The organism is Candidatus Villigracilis vicinus, assembly GCF_016702885.1.
GTDB lineage: Bacteria > Chloroflexota > Anaerolineae > Anaerolineales > Villigracilaceae > Villigracilis > Villigracilis vicinus.
Genome location: NZ_JADJDD010000030.1, coordinates 283,174 through 298,722, shown reverse-complemented (window position 1 = coordinate 298,722; position 15,549 = coordinate 283,174). Strand labels below are relative to the sequence as shown.

At 50.8% G+C, this 15,549-nt stretch carries 13 protein-coding genes; 11 read left to right on the top strand and 2 right to left on the bottom strand.

The genetic code is table 11. The features are described 5' to 3' along the window. Nucleotides 1–42 precede the first annotated feature (42 nt). The 4 genes from IPG80_RS22315 (at nt 43) to IPG80_RS22300 (ending at nt 4,191) form a co-directional block, all read left to right on the top strand. Nucleotides 43–1,368, top strand: coding sequence for a DUF4910 domain-containing protein (locus IPG80_RS22315; RefSeq protein WP_345112150.1), 1,326 nt, complete (start codon nt 43–45; stop codon nt 1,366–1,368). Between the two features lie 56 nt (nt 1,369–1,424). After that, the gene (locus IPG80_RS22310) at nt 1,425–2,243 is read left to right on the top strand and encodes a glycosyltransferase family protein (protein ID WP_345112147.1); all 819 of its coding nucleotides are present in this window, start codon (nt 1,425–1,427) and stop codon (nt 2,241–2,243) included. 17 nt (nt 2,244–2,260) lie between these two features. Next, nucleotides 2,261–3,166, top strand: coding sequence for a hypothetical protein (locus IPG80_RS22305; RefSeq protein ID WP_345112144.1), 906 nt, complete (start codon nt 2,261–2,263; stop codon nt 3,164–3,166). A gap of 77 nt (nt 3,167–3,243) precedes the next feature. Continuing rightward, nucleotides 3,244–4,191, top strand: coding sequence for a glycosyltransferase family A protein (locus IPG80_RS22300; RefSeq protein ID WP_345112141.1), 948 nt, complete (start codon nt 3,244–3,246; stop codon nt 4,189–4,191). Nucleotides 4,192–4,204: 13 nt separating this feature from the next. Here the strand turns inward: IPG80_RS22300 and IPG80_RS22295 are convergent, their stop codons facing one another. Next, complete coding sequence (locus IPG80_RS22295) at nt 4,205–6,184, bottom strand: diguanylate cyclase (protein ID WP_345112139.1); 1,980 nt, start codon at nt 6,182–6,184, stop codon at nt 4,205–4,207. Nucleotides 6,185–6,251: 67 nt separating this feature from the next. Between IPG80_RS22295 and IPG80_RS22290 the strand changes: the two genes are divergently transcribed. The 4 genes from IPG80_RS22290 to IPG80_RS22275 are packed head-to-tail and all read left to right on the top strand — an operon-like array spanning nt 6,252 to nt 10,361. Beyond that, nucleotides 6,252–7,697 (top strand): hypothetical protein, encoded by a 1,446-nt coding sequence (locus IPG80_RS22290; RefSeq protein WP_345112138.1) that lies wholly within the window; start codon nt 6,252–6,254, stop codon nt 7,695–7,697. A gap of 6 nt (nt 7,698–7,703) precedes the next feature. Then, nucleotides 7,704–9,254: a hypothetical protein gene (locus IPG80_RS22285; protein WP_345112136.1), complete on the top strand. Its 1,551-nt coding sequence runs from the start codon at nt 7,704–7,706 to the stop codon at nt 9,252–9,254. Nucleotides 9,255–9,296: 42 nt separating this feature from the next. Next, nucleotides 9,297–9,908, top strand: coding sequence for a hypothetical protein (locus IPG80_RS22280; protein ID WP_345112133.1), 612 nt, complete (start codon nt 9,297–9,299; stop codon nt 9,906–9,908). A 6-nt stretch (nt 9,909–9,914) separates the two neighbouring features. Then, entirely contained in the window at nt 9,915–10,361 is a 447-nt protein-coding gene (locus IPG80_RS22275; protein ID WP_345112131.1) for a hypothetical protein, read from the top strand. A gap of 61 nt (nt 10,362–10,422) precedes the next feature. On the opposite strand, the gene IPG80_RS22270 is transcribed toward IPG80_RS22275, so the two are convergent. Further along, nucleotides 10,423–11,322 carry a YihY/virulence factor BrkB family protein gene (locus IPG80_RS22270; RefSeq protein ID WP_345112129.1) on the bottom strand — a complete coding sequence of 300 codons (900 nt, stop codon included), beginning with the start codon at nt 11,320–11,322 and terminating at the stop codon, nt 10,423–10,425. A gap of 155 nt (nt 11,323–11,477) precedes the next feature. Between IPG80_RS22270 and IPG80_RS22265 the strand changes: the two genes are divergently transcribed. The 3 genes from IPG80_RS22265 to IPG80_RS22255 all read left to right on the top strand — a co-directional run bounded on the left by IPG80_RS22265 (nt 11,478) and on the right by IPG80_RS22255 (nt 15,520). Then, nucleotides 11,478–12,506, top strand: coding sequence for a sulfotransferase (locus IPG80_RS22265; RefSeq protein ID WP_345112127.1), 1,029 nt, complete (start codon nt 11,478–11,480; stop codon nt 12,504–12,506). Nucleotides 12,507–12,581: 75 nt separating this feature from the next. Next, nucleotides 12,582–13,574 carry a Gfo/Idh/MocA family oxidoreductase gene (locus IPG80_RS22260; protein ID WP_345112124.1) on the top strand — a complete coding sequence of 331 codons (993 nt, stop codon included), beginning with the start codon at nt 12,582–12,584 and terminating at the stop codon, nt 13,572–13,574. Nucleotides 13,575–13,792: 218 nt separating this feature from the next. Next, on the top strand, nt 13,793–15,520 hold the full coding sequence (locus IPG80_RS22255) for a bifunctional sulfate adenylyltransferase/adenylylsulfate kinase (protein WP_345112121.1): 1,728 nt from the start codon (nt 13,793–13,795) through the stop codon (nt 15,518–15,520). Nucleotides 15,521–15,549 lie beyond the last annotated feature (29 nt).

The following is a 15,549-nucleotide window of genomic DNA, read 5'->3' as shown; positions in this document are numbered from 1 at the left end:
TTCTAGTAGGGGCGACTCGCGAGTCGCCCCTATCCTAATCTTATGAAACCCTACACCTCCCTCAAATCCATCCTCGCAGAATTCTTTCCTCTGCACCGTACCCTCGTCTCCGATGACCATGACAAGACCCTGGAGATCGTCGGCTCGTACATGCCCGAGTCTTCGAGTTACACTATCGAGACCTATGCCCCGCTCAAGCAGGTCTGGACGTGGAAAGTGCCGGAACGCTATGTTGTCCATGAAGCGTATCTGGAGATCGAAGGCGGCGAGCGGATCGTGGACTTCAAAGATAATCCGCTGCACATCGTTTCGTATTCACTGCCTGTCGATACAGTTTTGAGTTTTGAAGAACTCCAACCGCATTTGTATTTCAACGAGAAGCTTCCGCACACCGTGCCTTGGGTCTTCAAATATTACGAACGCAGTTGGGGGTTTTGTTTACCGAAGAATACTTTTGATAAACTCCCACGTGACAAAAAATATCGCGCAGTTATCAACTGCGAATTCATCACCGACCCGGCGCAGGGATTCAAAGTCGCCACGGCGGTCGTCCACCCTGAAGGCGGACCGAACCCCGAAGCTGGCGAGTTCCTTGTGCAGGCACATACTTGTCACCCCATGCAGGCAAACGATGACGGTGCGGGCGTGGTCAGCACGATTGAACTGGCGCGCCGCCTTGCTGAAAAGCCGTTGCCGCGCGGCTCGATGAGCGTCCGCTTCTGGTTCGGACCGGAGACCATCGGCACCATCGCCTGGCTGGCTCACAACGAGAGTCTGATTCCCAACCTGCGCGGTGGAATTTTTATGGAGATGACGGGCAATCAAAACAAGATCGCCTGGCATCACACCCGCCAACACGATCACCTGCTTGACCGCATTACAAAATTTGTCTTGCGCGAGACCGTTCATGACGAACGTGATTTCGCCGCCGCACCTGCCAACGACGAACGCGTCATCAATGGACCGGGCGTGAACGTGCCGTGTATTTCCATTAACCGCTTCCCTTATGACGAGTATCACACCACCGACGATAATCTCGACATTATGCACGACGACATGCTCGTCGGCGCGGCGCAGACTGCCGAAGATATCATCCGCATCTATGCCAGCAATTACACGCCTAAGCGCACCTTCCGTGGACCGGTCTTTCTCAGCGGCTACGGTCTGTGGGTGGATTGGCGTGAGAACTGGGCGCTCAACCGCGCCATCGAAAAGATCATGATGCGTTTCGAAGGTCAGCATACGGTCTTTGAGATCGCCGAACAGGTTGGCTTGGATTATTGGACCGTGCGTGATTATGTGGAGAAATTCCGCGCGAAGGGATTCGTGAATCCGTTGCCGATTCCGTTTGAAGGGGATGTTGAGTAAGGTACAGTAAATTTTCTCTGTGCCCTCCGTGTTCTCTGTGGTAAATTCTGTACCCTATGCCAAATAAAGTAGTTGCCATCATTCAAGGACGCATGTCCTCCTCCCGCCTGCCGGGGAAAATCCTCGCCGATATTGGCGGACAGCCGATGTTGAGCCGGGTTTACGTCCGCACGGCGCGGGCGAAGACGCTTGACGAAGTTATCTTTGCCACGACGACAGACGCCTCGGACGACCCTGTGGCGGAATACTGTGATTTCTCTGGCATTCCCTTCACCCGCGGCAGTCTGTTCGATGTGCTCGACCGATACTATCAAGCCGCCAAGGAAGCCAAAGCGGACGTGGTTGTTCGCATCACGGCGGACTGCCCAGTGATTGACCCAGAGTTGATCGATAACGTGGTCAACACCCTACTCGAAGATGAATATGATTTTGTCTGCAATCGCCTCCCGCCGCCATGGACGAGAACCTATCCCATCGGATTGGATGTGGAAGCCTGCACCTTCAAGGTCTTGAAGAAAGCATGGAAAGAGGCGAAAGAACCACAGCACCGCGAACACGCCATGCCATACTTCTACGAAGGCGTTCAACTATCAACCGTTAACCGTCAACTACAAACTGGTACTTCCCCGCGCGGATATAATATCGCCCTGCTCCATCACACCACCGACTTCGGTGATTACCGCTGGACGGTGGACACGCCCGAAGACCTTGAGTTCATGCAAGAAATTTATTCTCGTTTCGATGGACGTGATGACTTTACATGGAAAGAAGTCCTGGATTTGGTACACGATAATCCTGAGTTGGCAAAGATCAATGCGGGTGTGCAGCATAAAACCCTCAAAGATATCGATACTCGTGCAACGAAAAAGAAATAACCAATTACGATTCCCCCATGCCATTAATTACTTTATTCTCTGCCCCCAAACCTTTCACCGATCCGCATATTGCGATGATCCAACGCAACGCCATCAAATCGTGGACGTTGCTGCCGGATGTTGAAGTCGTTTTGCTTGGCGATGAAGAAGGTCTCACCGAGGCGGCGCGTGATTTGGGTGTGAAGCATGTTGCTCATGTCGAATGCAATGCCAACGGCACGCCGTTGATCTCGTCCATGTTCACGCTGGCGCGCGAGAACTCGAACAGCGATCTACTTTGCATCATCAACACAGACATGGTCCTTATGCCCGATTTTGTCGAAGCGGCGAAAAAAGTCAAAGGTCTAAGGTCAGAGTTCGTCCTCCTCAGTCAGCGTTGGGATTTGGACGTGACCACACCGCTTGATTTTTCAGGAGACTGGAGCCGCGGTCTACGGTCCATGGTCCATGGTCAGGGTCAGCTTCATCGTCCCGCCGGAAGCGATTTTTTCCTTTTCCCAAAATCCTGCTATGCTGACATCCCAGCCTTCACCATTGGGCGTGCGGGCTGGGATAATTGGATGATCTACAAAGCGCGCAAAGAAAATTGGGCGGTCATCGATTGCACGCCGTCCGTGATGATCGTGCATCAGAACCACGATTACAGCCACCTGCCTGGCGCGAAGCCGCACTATGACCACCCCGAGACGAATGAGAACATCCGTCTTGCAGGCGGACAAGCGAATGTGCGTTACACCATTTTGGATTCAACTCATCAATTAGTTGGTGACACACTTGCCCGCCCAAAGCTGACGTCGCTGCGCTTCACACGTAAGTTTGAGCTGTTCCTGCGTGCCCTGTTCTTTTTTCTCCCCGAGACCATGCTTGAAAACATTGCCCGCCCCAAGCGATGGCAAAAGCGAATCAAGAAGATATTCCGATAATTCGATATTCGAGAATCGACCAATCGATTCCGAATGACGAGTTGCGAATATCGAATCCCGAATAACGAGTATCGAAAATGCGAAAAGGTCAAAACCCTGCCAAGTTCGTCAAAGACGTTGCCCGCCCCGAGCGGATCACGGTTGCGTTGTTGAATTACATCCCCTTCCTGAGCGGATTCTATGCCGAGACTCTCGATGTATTGAAAGTCTCACTTGAATCCATGCGCAAGGATGCAGGTTTGCCATTTGATCTGATGATCTTTGATAATGGTTCCTGCGAAGAAGTGCGCGAATATCTTGTGAGTGAAAAAGAAGAGGGGCGCATTCAATATTTGATCCTCTCTGAAAAAAATATGGGCAAGGGCGGCGCGTGGAATGTGATGCTGGCAGGCGCGCCGGGCGAGATCATCGCCTATACCGATGCGGACGTTTTATTTTCCCCGAATTGGCTTTCACGCTCGGTGGAGTTGCTCGAAACCTTCCCAAATGTTGGCATGGTGACGGCGCGACCGTATCGCACCTCGCCGGAGTTGTACTCGTCTACATTGGAGTGGGCGAAGCAGAACGCGACTCTCGATGAAGGTCAGTTCATTCCGTGGAAAACCTTTTTGGAATTCAACCTCTCGCTCGGGCAGACCGAAGAAGAGAATGTAAAAGTCTATGCCGAGACAAGCGACTGGCGTATTCAATACAAAGGTGTGACCGCGCTTGCGGGGGCAAGTCACTGGCAGTTCACGGCGTATAAAACCACCTTGCAGCAGTTCCTGCCCTTCGACATGGACAAGCCCATGGGGCAAGTCCGCCAGTTGGATAAGCGCATGAACGATGCCGGTTACCTGCGCCTGATGGTCAGCGATCCGCTGGCGATGAACATGTCCAATACGCTGGGGTATTTGCGTGACGAGTTAAAAGATGCAGGCAAAAAGAAACCCATCTCACTTGGGAAGCGAATCCTGGAGATTGGAATTATCAAGAAAATGTTGCTGGCGGTGTATAACAAGATTTTCAGTTGGTATTACTCGTAATTGCTCAAATCGTTTAAAAAGGCGGCTTTATCTTCGACCACAATATCACTTGATTACGCCCAGTATGCTTCGCATGATACAGGGCTTTATCTGCGGTTTCGAATATTAATGCTTCGTATTGACCATGAGTGGGAAACTCCGAAATGCCTGCCGAAATTGTGATCGAGATCGCGTGGTGATCTACATAGATGGGTGATTCTTGAATGGAAGCGCGCAAGCGATCTGCGATGAGGAAAGCATCCCCTTCTTTTGTGTTTGGAAAAGCCACAAGGAATTCTTCACCCCCATACCGGCATACAATATCGCCTGTGCGGGTGAATTCCGCCAGATGATCGGCAAGGTCTCTTAATACAAAATCACCGGCGGCATGCCCATAGGTATCATTGACGCGTTTGAAGTGGTCGATGTCCAACATTAGAAATGAGATCGGGTATCGTTCACGCATGGCGCGCGATAATTCGCGGCTCAACGTTTCATTCAGATAATGCCGGTTGTGGAGCTTTGTAAGCGGGTCACGAACGGCTTGCTCACGCAATTCATCCTGGAGTCCCTGGATCTCCTGCATTTGCGTTTCCAGTTTTGTGTACGCTTTGCGCAGTTCCGCTTCTGATGTTCTCTCTGCTGTCACATCTTCTTTGATGGCAATGTAATTGACAATGGCGCCGTCACTGTTGATGACGGGGGCGATGATCTCCACTTCGCAATAGGGATCGCCGTTCTTCTTTTTATTCCAGACCTCACCACGCCAGACCTTGCCAGATTGAATAGTTTTCCACATTTCATCATAAATCTCTGGCGTTGTATTTCCCGACTGAATGATGCGCGGATTCTTTCCGATGACTTCATTGAACCCATACCCGGTCAACTTTGTAAAATGCGGGTTGATGTACTCGATGTTGCCCTGAACATTGGTGATGACCACTGAAACGGGACTCTGTTCCACAGCCTTATGAAGTTGCAAAAGCCGCAGTTCCTTCTGCTTGAGCTCGGTAATATCGCGCAGTATGATCAACCTGCCGATCTGCCCTTTGGGCCATTCATCACGCAGTGGAGAAAGCAGCGCATCATAATAGCGTTGGTCGTCAATATTGATCTCGAATTTGATCTCTTTCTCTGGCGATTCTTTTAATTCTGAACTGAAGCGTGGGAAAACATCTTCCAAATTCCTTCCCAGCAAAGCATCCTCCGCGGCGCCAAGGACGCCCGCTGCCGAGCGGTTGATGTCAATAATACGGTTTTTCAAATCAAGCGCGATCATGCCATCGCTCAAATTGTTGATCAGTTTATTACGTGCAACGGGTGAGATATCCAGTAATTTATCCCCGTATAACGCCCATAAAAGAATGAGACCAAAGAGTGATGAGGTGGCAGCTGACCAATCCACCCCAGGCATCCTGGCTGCATTGGTGTGATACGCAACATTCAGAAAAATGAGTGTAAGAAGCGCAGCCACCACCCAGCGCGCCTGACGTTTCATAATATTCGATCCACGAAATGCGCCAACGGAAGAGATGACGAGGACAGACAAAGTGAATGCGTAACCTGTGATTACGGTGTATGCAAACGCGGGTCCGTGTTCGAACAGAATGACATTATCTGCCTGAGGAATGAAATTCTTCCAATATAACCCATGCCATGAGTTGGTAGTGACCAACAATATATTGGAAATGGCAGAAAATGCCGCAACCGCTTTCACCCATTTTTTCTGCGCAATGTGTTCATACCCTGTAAACGATAAGGCGAAAAAGAGCATAAAAGGATTTGCTGACATATACCCCCATGCATCTAAAGTAGCAAAGAAAACCTTCAACGAGATCGGTATTGCCGCATATCCAAGGGTTACCATCGCCGTCCAGAACGTTTGACACGCAGCCATTATGGCAAAGTAATAGCCAGATGCTCCGTTTCTGCGACGCCAGGCAATCACGGTAACAATCAAGAACAGCATCATCGAGATAAAGGACGAGACGACTATGGGGGTAATCGTGAACACAGAGGGATTGTAAATGGGTCAACATAATAAATCAATGTTCGCATCTGCGTGTTAAAATATAAGCCCTATGACCAAACGCATCTTCATCTCCGCCGATCACGGCATGGCAATCATCTATTTCTTGCAAAGTGACGTCGTTTCGACGCTGCTGGATGCGGGTGTTGAAGTCATCGTTCTCACCGATGACGATACCAAAGACAAGATCGCCCAACGCTTTGCGCGCCCGGGTCTCAGCTTCGAAGGCTTACGCTTAAAACAAGCCAACGACTACGCTAAAAAGGTCAGCCCGCGCCTGCAATCTTTGCTGATCTACTTGCGTCGTGTGGGCGGTTCACGCCGCATCAACACCGAAGCGATGGATAGCCACGTCTGGGAAGTGTGGGGCGAGAACGGCTGGAAGTTCCGCCTTGGGGTGTGGATGCCCGCCGCTGTGATGCTTTTCTTCCTGCGGAATTTTTCCTGGGCGCGCAAACTGCTTGTGCGGATGCAAAACCGCTTCACGCCTACCCCGGGGCTGTACACTGACCTCTTTGACAAGTATCAACCCGACATGGTCATCGCCTCTACCCCCGGCTGGCGCATGGACCGTTATCTCCTGCGTGAGTCTGCCCGCCGTGGCATCCCGAATATGACCGTCATCGTTGGCTGGGACAATTCGTCCTCGTACAACGTCAGCGGCGCAGATGTGCAATGGGCGACCTGCTGGTCACAATTGCAAAAGGACGAACTGGTCTACGGCTCAGATTGGGACCCGGAACATGTCAACATCGGCGGCATCCCTTCGTATGACGGCTACTTCCGTAAGCAATGGCTCATGCCGCGTGATGAGTACTTCAAACTGCACAACCTCGACCCGAAACGCAAGTTGATCTCCTATGCCAGCAGCTTTGTCCATTTCGCGCCGAACTTCCCGAATATTGAAGCCCTGGCAAAATTAGTTTCATCAGATGCGCTGGCAGAACCTTCGCAACTATTGATCCGCTTGCACCCGAGTCACTTTCAAGACAAGCCAAAGATCTTTGCAGATGAACGTGTGCAAGTCTTTGAGTTGGAAAAGAAATATCCCCATGTGCATGTCGTCCAGCCTGTGGCTTTAGGCGGCTCACTTGGCTATTACGGCGGCGAAGACATGGACGAGAAATCGTCCATGATGGCGTATTCGGATGTGCTGGTGACGGTCTACTCGACCATGCTGGTTGAGACTGCCGTCCACGATACTCCGATGATCGCCGCGACGATCGATGTCCCTGGCGGCTGGAACAAGCCGAACAAGTTCTCGCTCTCGCTCAAAGAGATCGGCGATTGGCCCACGCATAAGCGCTTCCGTGAAGCCAATGCGGGCAGAGTCGCTTCGGATGAAAAGCAGCTGCTCGAAGCGCTGAACATGTACCTGCAAGACCGAAGTGTGGATTCCGTCGAGCGCAGAAAATTCGTTGAGGACGAGATCACGTTTACAGATGCGTTATCTGGCAGGCGTACAGCAGAATTTATTTTAAACGTACTAAATTCATAGGGCAGGATGAAGCCAGGTTTATTTATATCCAGTTCTATTTTGTTGCTGATCGTTTTTGCGGTTTTGGCTCCAGTTGCACCGCTGTATCAGCCTGTTCCTGACCGGGATCAGGGAGTGTATTTATATGCCGGGCAGCAAGTTTTGGATGGGAAGATCCCATATCGAGATGTTTGGGATCACAAAGGTCCGCTCATTTATTACATCAATGCCTTGGGCTTGTGGATGTTTGGGTCTACTTGGGGAGTATGGGTGGTCGAGGTTATTTTTCTATTTCTGACAGCGTTGGCATGTCTGCTGGCATTGCAGATGGTGTTCGACCCATTCACAGCACTTGTGAGTACGGCGTTATGGTTGTCCGCTTTTTCGAAGATCATCGATCATGGGAATTCAGTTGAGGAATATTCCCTGCTCTTTCAATTCTCGGCGATCTATTTTTACCTGCGAGGGTTGCAAACGGAGAAGCATTCCTGGAACGAATTTATGATCGGGGTAACGGCTGCCCTGGCTTTTTCCCTGCGCCCCAATAACATCGGAGTGCATCTTGCTATTGGGTTGGTCCTTTTAATTCCGCTGTTTTTTGCAAAGGAACGAAAGCCAGCCCTGGTTAAGCTCGTTGCCATGGCAGCGGGAGGCGCGTGTGTGCTGATTGCGATCGCTTTTTATTTCGCTGTTCATGGTTCACTTGGAGCGCTAATCGACCAGGTCTTTATTTTCAATTATTATTATTCGCGGCTTGGCGAGTTTTCCTGGCTGGCGCTTGGCAAAGGGATTGAACTTTTAAAACCCCTCGTTCTTACCGCGTTGGCAGGCTTTGCTGGTGCGCTACTCTTAAGACCCTGGAAGCAAGGCAGACTGCTGAAGAGCTATTTCTTTTTTATCCTTGCAGCGCTTCCGATTCAACTTTTTTTATCCCTGCTTTCGGGTAGGAGATATATGCATTACTACATTGCTTGGCTGCCTGTACTGGCGCTTCTGGTCGGATTTTTAATCTACTTCGTTCAAAAACTGGCTGACAGATTCCTTCCAAGCTTTACGTACCTACGGACTCTGAGCTTTTTCATTATTTTGGGGTTGGTACTGGGACTTGGTCTGCAGCCTGTCATTGGCAGGTTGGCAATTTTGGGTAATCTTTCCAGGTCGATTTGGGTACAAAAATCGTTCCCACCACCGGATGTTTCCAAGGTGGATGAGGGAATATACGTTGACTATCTCCTGAAAAATACCCAACCCGGCGATTATGTGCTTATCTGGGGCAACGCCAGCGTTTATAATTTCCTGTCGGACCGAGCATCCCCTTCGCGATTTGTTTACACCTATGCCTTTGGGGTGTCTCCGTATGTCTCGCAGGAAATGGTCGATGAATTACAGCAAGATATTGCTGAAAAGCGCCCGCTTATTCTGGATGCCACTGCCGGAGATGCGACGATCAACCGCCTCAGTTCAAAGATGTGGAGTGATCTGCCCATAACTCAGGGCTTGATCCGCTTCATTGAGGAGAATTACATCCGTGTGGAAAAGGTTGGAGATTTCCAGGTCTGGATCTTCAAAGCTAATTAATAATTGATACTGCCTGGGTAGTGTCAATAAAAATGGAGAAAAATGAAAAGAATACTTATACCTGTACTGTCTGTTCTATTAATAACTGTGCTGACTGCTTGTGGAGGCGCTGAAGCAGCCACGCCTGAGATCAGCGCAGAAGACCTTGCCTCTACGGCCGTTGCCGAAGCCTGGTTGGTGCTCACCCAGACTGCCGCCGCCGTGCCTACTGTGACAGCTGTTCCGCCGACATTCACCCCTCAGCCTTCCAATACCCCTGCGCCGTTGGTGCTCCTTCCTACACTTCCTCCGGCTACGATTTCCGTTGCGGTTACGCCTACTTCCGAATGCAATCAGATACCTGGACCAGAGCCCAAGGGCGATTTGGTGAGTGTTGAGTTCCGAAATGATTCTCAAGGTAGCACCAATTTATCATTTGGTATGAGCTATCCGAACGATAAAGGCGAGTGTTATACCTATTCCTATACGATCGGAAAAGACGATGTGGTGAGTACAAAAGTTTTGGCTGGCTGCTATTGGGGATGGGCATGGATCACCGGGGCAACCAGCGCAGAGAACTCGGTGGCCAAATCTGGCGATGTTACCATTTGTATTACCGATACCTCGGTCATACATAAGATCCGGATCACACAGGAACGGGTGGATTTTCGTTAGTTGTCCATGAGCAAAGCCGGGTCCATGTTCCTCTTTTATTTTTCGATCGTTCTTGCCATCGCCTCCAGCGCGTTGTATCACTTCGTCGCCAAAAGCACACCTGCGAATGTGAATTTTACGGTGTCACTTTTGGTGACATATGGGGTCGCCTTCGTGGCGACCCTCTTTACGTTCGTTTTCTTCCCGACCCAAAATGTGATGGCAGAACTAAAGCTGCTGAATTGGGCGAGTTTTGGTCTGGCTGCGGCTGTTATGGGAATCGAATTTGGTTATTTATTGATGTACCGTGCGGGCTGGAACCTGGGCATTGCCGCTGTGCTGGTCACCGTGCTGGCGTCGCTGATCCTTGTGCCTGTGGCGATCTTTGTCTTCAAGGATAAAATCTCGTGGATCAATATTGCCGGAATACTAGTCTGCCTTTTGGGGCTCGTGATGCTTAATTGGAATAGGTAAAAGACCTGCCAGTTCAGTTCTTTGATCGTAATAGTGACGACGCAAGTCGTCACTATTTTGTTTAAGACCTTTGGCGAACATGTAAATAAGAGACGCTGAAATGTGCTCCGAAGATAAAGATCAAGCTGCCAATGTATGCCCAAAAGAGAAACGCGATAATGGCGGAGATGGTTCCGTAGACAAGGTTGTTTATGCTGAGGTATGTGGATACAAAATAGAGGAAAAGGCGCTTTGCCAGCTCCCATAGCAGACCGGCTCCAATTGCTCCTGCTAATACCTCTCGCCAGGTGGCATTGCCATGAGGTAAAACCATATACAAAACCATAAAGAGTGTTATATCCAGGATCACGGTTAATAATAAACTGAGCCCATACCCAACGGGGATCACAAGGTCCGGCGCCCAAAAGCGGATGTTGGTGATCACACTGCCTGCCAGAGAAACGAGAAAGAGCGTTGGACCTATGAGAGCCAATACAGATAAGATCGCTATCCCACGGACTTTCCATGAGGACCGGCGTTGTTTAATATGCCAGATCTCATTCAGAGTTTGGGTCATGGTGTAAAAAATGGTTGAAGCGGACCACATCAAACCAAGCAAAGCAAACCCGGTAACGGGCCCGCGAGTGCGAATGACTTCATTGATATTCCTGCCCAACAACTGCTCCAATGCAGGGGCAACGAACTCAAGGCTCTTAAACATGGTGCGCTGGTTGATGTAGGCATCGAAACCAAAGCTGGCAATGGAAATGCTAAGAATTACAAGTGGGAAAAGGGAAAACAACGAAATATAAGCGATCGCAGATGCACGGATCGATGTTTCGGGTTGTAGTGTTTTTAATGTGGAGTTCGCCAGTATCCAGAGCCAATTATTGCTGCGTTCGTTGAGACGCTCTGCAAGTTGAAAGATTTTCTTTTGATATGAGACCCAGAATCTTTCCGCTTTTTTATGCTTGGTGACCATGGTGTGATTATAAGCGCGTCGCTTCTGTTTTACCTTGCAATGCCCCATGCTATAATTTCACTATCTCAGAAGATCAACTCATATACTGGTTGAATAGATTGCTTTTGAAAACCTGTATTTTGTTTTGAACCTCAATTATTGGACTTGTACACCCTATGCTATCACGCTTAAAAGCCGCTGCCCGTATTCTGATCAAAGGCGAACCCAAAAAGAAAACCCGCAACCCCATCCCTGCCATTACTGCTGAAGAACTGGTAGAGATCAAACAATTCTTTCCACGCGAAAAATTCTTCATCCTGGGTCACGCCCGCTCAGGCACAACCCTGCTTATGCGTCTCCTGCGTCTGCATGGAGAAGTCCACGCGAATTATCAGGCACATTTTTTCACGCGCAAACCCATGCTCAAATCGCTGGTCGATACGCCCGAGGCGGAGGAATGGCTCTCGCGAAAATCCAACCGCTGGAACCAGGGACGCGACCTTTCGCCTCTTGTCTTGCGTGCCGCCGCCGACTTCATCATGGAGCGGGATGCCGCCCGCGAAGGCAAGCATATCGTCGGAGATAAAAGCCCTTCATCCACGATCCACGGGCAGCTCGTGCGCGATACACATCTTTTATATCCCGATGCCAAACTCATTTACATCGTCCGCGATGGACGCGACGTATTGATCTCGGAACGCTTCCGTAACTTTGTAGAGGAGTCTAAATTCCTCACCGCCGAAGACAAGCGCATCATCGCGGACCTGAAAACTGACTCGGCTCCATTTAGCGATGGGCGCCGCTCGATCTTTACCGAGGCGTCCATTCGCAACATTGCCAGGCGCTGGGTGGATGACCTTAACGAGATCGATACCGAAAGCAAACGCTTATATGGTGAGAACTACATCTCGCTGCGTTATGAAGACATGCTTTCCAAGCCCTTTGAGGAACTCTCCCGCTTGTGGAAATTCCTGGGCGTGCAGCGTGTGGACCCTGCTCTTGAGCAAAAATTGACCGACGAAATGTCCTCCAACCCGGATGAAGCATGGCAGGCGCAACGCAATGAAAGTATTGCCTCCTTCCTCCCGAAGGGGCAGGCAGGGAATTGGCAGCGTTTGTTCACAGCGCGCGATAAAGCTTTGTTCAAAGAAATTGCCGGGGATGTGTTGACGAAGTGGGGGTATGAGAAAGATTTGAATTGGTAACTATTTTGCAGGGGCGGGGCTTGTGCCACAACGTGGTATACCCCGCCCCTGCATTTCATATATAAGGACGGAAACATGAAATATCTAATAGCTGGTCTTGGATCTGTAGGAAGACGCCATATGCGTAATCTGGTCGCATTGGGCGAAACGGATATTGTCCTTTACCGCACTCACAAAGCGACCCTGCCTGATGATGAATTGGCGGGCTACCCTGTTGAAACGGATTTCGCCGAAGCGCTGAAGAAACACAAGCCGGATGCAGTCATTGTTTCAAACCCCACGTCACTGCATTTGGATGTTGCCATTCCTGCCGCAGAAGCGGGCTGCGCCATTTTGTTGGAAAAGCCCATTGCCGCTTCCATGGAACGGGTGGATGTTCTTCAAACCGCTGTGCAGAAAAGCGGCTCGAAAGTCCTGGTTGCATTCCAGTTCCGCTTTCATCCGGGCATGGTCAAGGTGCGGCAGTTGATCGAGAATGGTGAAGTTGGACGCGTGGTTTCGGCGCATGTTCATTTTGGCGAGTATTTACCGGCATGGCACCCGTGGGAGGATTATCGCCAGGGCTATGCAGCCCGCGCAGACATGGGCGGTGGTGTGGTGGCGACCCAATGTCATTCACTGGATTATTTGCCGTGGCTGGTTGGCAGGAAAGTTGAATCCGTTTGGGGCTTTGCCGCAAAACTGAGCGACCTTGAAGTCACTGCAGATGATACAGCCAAGATCGGTTTGCGTTTTGAAGGCGGCGCGCTGGGAAGTTTACATCTCGACTATAACCAACAACCGCCGGAGCATGAGTTCCGCATTATTGGCACGAACGGCACCATCAAGTGGAATCTGGTCGATGGCGCGGCGCACGTTTATCGAACGGAGAAAAAAGAATGGGATGTGTATCCCTTGCCGGAGGGTTGGGAGCGGAACGTTATGTTCCAACAACAGACCCGGCATTTTGTGGATGTGGTTTCAGGCAAGGCGGAGCCATCCTGTACTTTAGAAGACGGTGTTCAAGTGCAGAAGGTCATTTCATCGGTGCATGAGTCTCAAACGACTGGAAAGTTGATAAAGCTATAGGCAAAAGCGGCAGAGAACCTGCCGCTTTTTTGTTGGGTCTGCTTATGGATTGGTGGAGGCTTGTGGGCTATGACAAGCCGGAGATTTAGAAAGAGGCAGGAGAATTCCAAAATTCACCCACTGAATTTTGGAGTATAATGGGCGCTTGTGCAAACTGGTACGGGTGTAATTTAACCTCTTTATACCTGTGCTTTACAATAAACAATGGAGTGACAATCATGGCAAAAGCTAATCTTATCCCCCCCTACGGTGGAAAACTTGTTGACTTGGTCGTGAAGGGAGCCGAGCGCGACGAATTGATCGCCCGCGCAGGTCATCTGCCTTCGATCAAGATCACCATGCGCAACCTGTGCGACCTCGAATTGATCGCCACCGGCGGCTTTTCACCCCTCACCACGTTCATGGGCAAAGCTGATTACGAGCGTGTCCTTAAGGAAATGCGCCTTGCAGACGGCACGCTCTTCCCACTGCCGATCACGTTGACCGCTGACCCGAAGGAATTGCCGACCGTGGGTGAAGAACTCGCGCTGCGTTCCGCGAATTTTGATTTGATCGCAGTGATGACTCTTGATGAGGTCTATCACTGGGATGCGAACACCGAAGCTGCGCTGGCATACGGCTCGACCGATACCAAGCACCCGATGGTCTCTGAAATGGGACGCTGGGGCAAGGTTTGCATCAGTGGTCCGATGAAGGTAGTGAACCTTCCCAAGTATTATGATTTTGTGAACCTGCGCCATACCCCCGCTCAGGTGCGCGAAATGCTCGAAGCGATGGGGCACGACAATGTCGTCGCTTTCCAGACCCGCAATCCTTTGCACCGCATTCATGAAGAACTGACCAAGCGTGCCGCCGCTCAGGTGAATGGCTCGCTCATTGTTCACCCTGTGGTGGGTATGACCAAGCCCGGCGATGTGGATCACTACACCCGCGTCCGCACATACAAGGCATTGGTCGATAATCACTACGATCAGAAAAGCACCATGCTGAGCCTGCTTCCACTTGCCATGCGTATGGCTGGACCCAAGGAAGCTATCCTGCATGCCATCATCCGCCGCAACCATGGCGCGAATCATTTCATTGTCGGGCGCGATCACGCAGGTCCTGGCAATGACTCAAGCGGCAAGCCGTTCTACGGTCCGTATGACGCGCAGGAATTAATGACCCAGTACGAAGCCGAACTGGGCGTCAAAATGGTTCCGTTCGAAATGCTGGTCTACCTCCCCGACGAAGACCGCTACGTGGAAGAGAAGGATGTTCCCAAGGGCGCGAAAGTTGCCAACATCTCCGGCACACAAGTCCGCGATGATTATCTCGCCAAGGGCAAGTTGCTCCCCGAATGGTTCACCCGCCCCGAGACCGCAGAAATTCTGCGCGAGATGTACCCTCCGCGCCACGAGCAGGGCTTTGGCATTTGGTTCACTGGCTTGAGCGGTTCCGGCAAATCTGCCACCACCTCTGTGTTGACCACCTTGTTGCTCGAACGCGGACGTGAAACTGCCATCCTCGACGGTGATGTGGTCCGTACCCACCTTTCCAAGGGTCTTGGTTTCAGCAAGGAAGATCGCGACACCAACATCATCCGCATCGGCTTCGTCGCTGGCGAGATCGTACATGCCGGCGGCATTGTCATCTGCGCCGCCATCAGCCCGTACCGCGCCACCCGTGAAGAAGCCCGCAAGATGGTCGGTGAGAACTTCATCGAAGTCTTCATGGACACACCTGTTGAAGTCTGCGAACAGCGCGATGTGAAGGGTCTGTATGCCAAGGCTCGTCAAGCCATGGTCGACGGCAAGCCGATGGGCTTCACTGGTGTCGATGATCCGTATGAGCCGCCTGTCAAGCCAGAGATCACGCTCAAGGGCTATGAATCCACCCCTGAAGACAATGCTCGTATCATTGTCAAGTATCTGGAAGAACAGGGTTTCCTGCTTCCGGTGAAGTAATCTGATGCAAGTGACAGTCACCTTAAAGG

Coding starts and splice junctions, on each gene's coding strand:
- IPG80_RS22315 (WP_345112150.1), top strand. CDS start 43: ATGAAACCCTACACCTCCCTCAAATCCATCCTCGCAGAATTCTTTCCT.
- IPG80_RS22310 (WP_345112147.1), top strand. CDS start 1,425: ATGCCAAATAAAGTAGTTGCCATCATTCAAGGACGCATGTCCTCCTCC.
- IPG80_RS22305 (WP_345112144.1), top strand. CDS start 2,261: ATGCCATTAATTACTTTATTCTCTGCCCCCAAACCTTTCACCGATCCG.
- IPG80_RS22300 (WP_345112141.1), top strand. CDS start 3,244: ATGCGAAAAGGTCAAAACCCTGCCAAGTTCGTCAAAGACGTTGCCCGC.
- IPG80_RS22290 (WP_345112138.1), top strand. CDS start 6,252: ATGACCAAACGCATCTTCATCTCCGCCGATCACGGCATGGCAATCATC.
- IPG80_RS22285 (WP_345112136.1), top strand. CDS start 7,704: ATGAAGCCAGGTTTATTTATATCCAGTTCTATTTTGTTGCTGATCGTT.
- IPG80_RS22280 (WP_345112133.1), top strand. CDS start 9,297: ATGAAAAGAATACTTATACCTGTACTGTCTGTTCTATTAATAACTGTG.
- IPG80_RS22275 (WP_345112131.1), top strand. CDS start 9,915: ATGAGCAAAGCCGGGTCCATGTTCCTCTTTTATTTTTCGATCGTTCTT.
- IPG80_RS22270 (WP_345112129.1), bottom strand. CDS start 11,322: ATGGTCACCAAGCATAAAAAAGCGGAAAGATTCTGGGTCTCATATCAA.
- IPG80_RS22265 (WP_345112127.1), top strand. CDS start 11,478: ATGCTATCACGCTTAAAAGCCGCTGCCCGTATTCTGATCAAAGGCGAA.
- IPG80_RS22260 (WP_345112124.1), top strand. CDS start 12,582: ATGAAATATCTAATAGCTGGTCTTGGATCTGTAGGAAGACGCCATATG.
- IPG80_RS22255 (WP_345112121.1), top strand. CDS start 13,793: ATGGCAAAAGCTAATCTTATCCCCCCCTACGGTGGAAAACTTGTTGAC.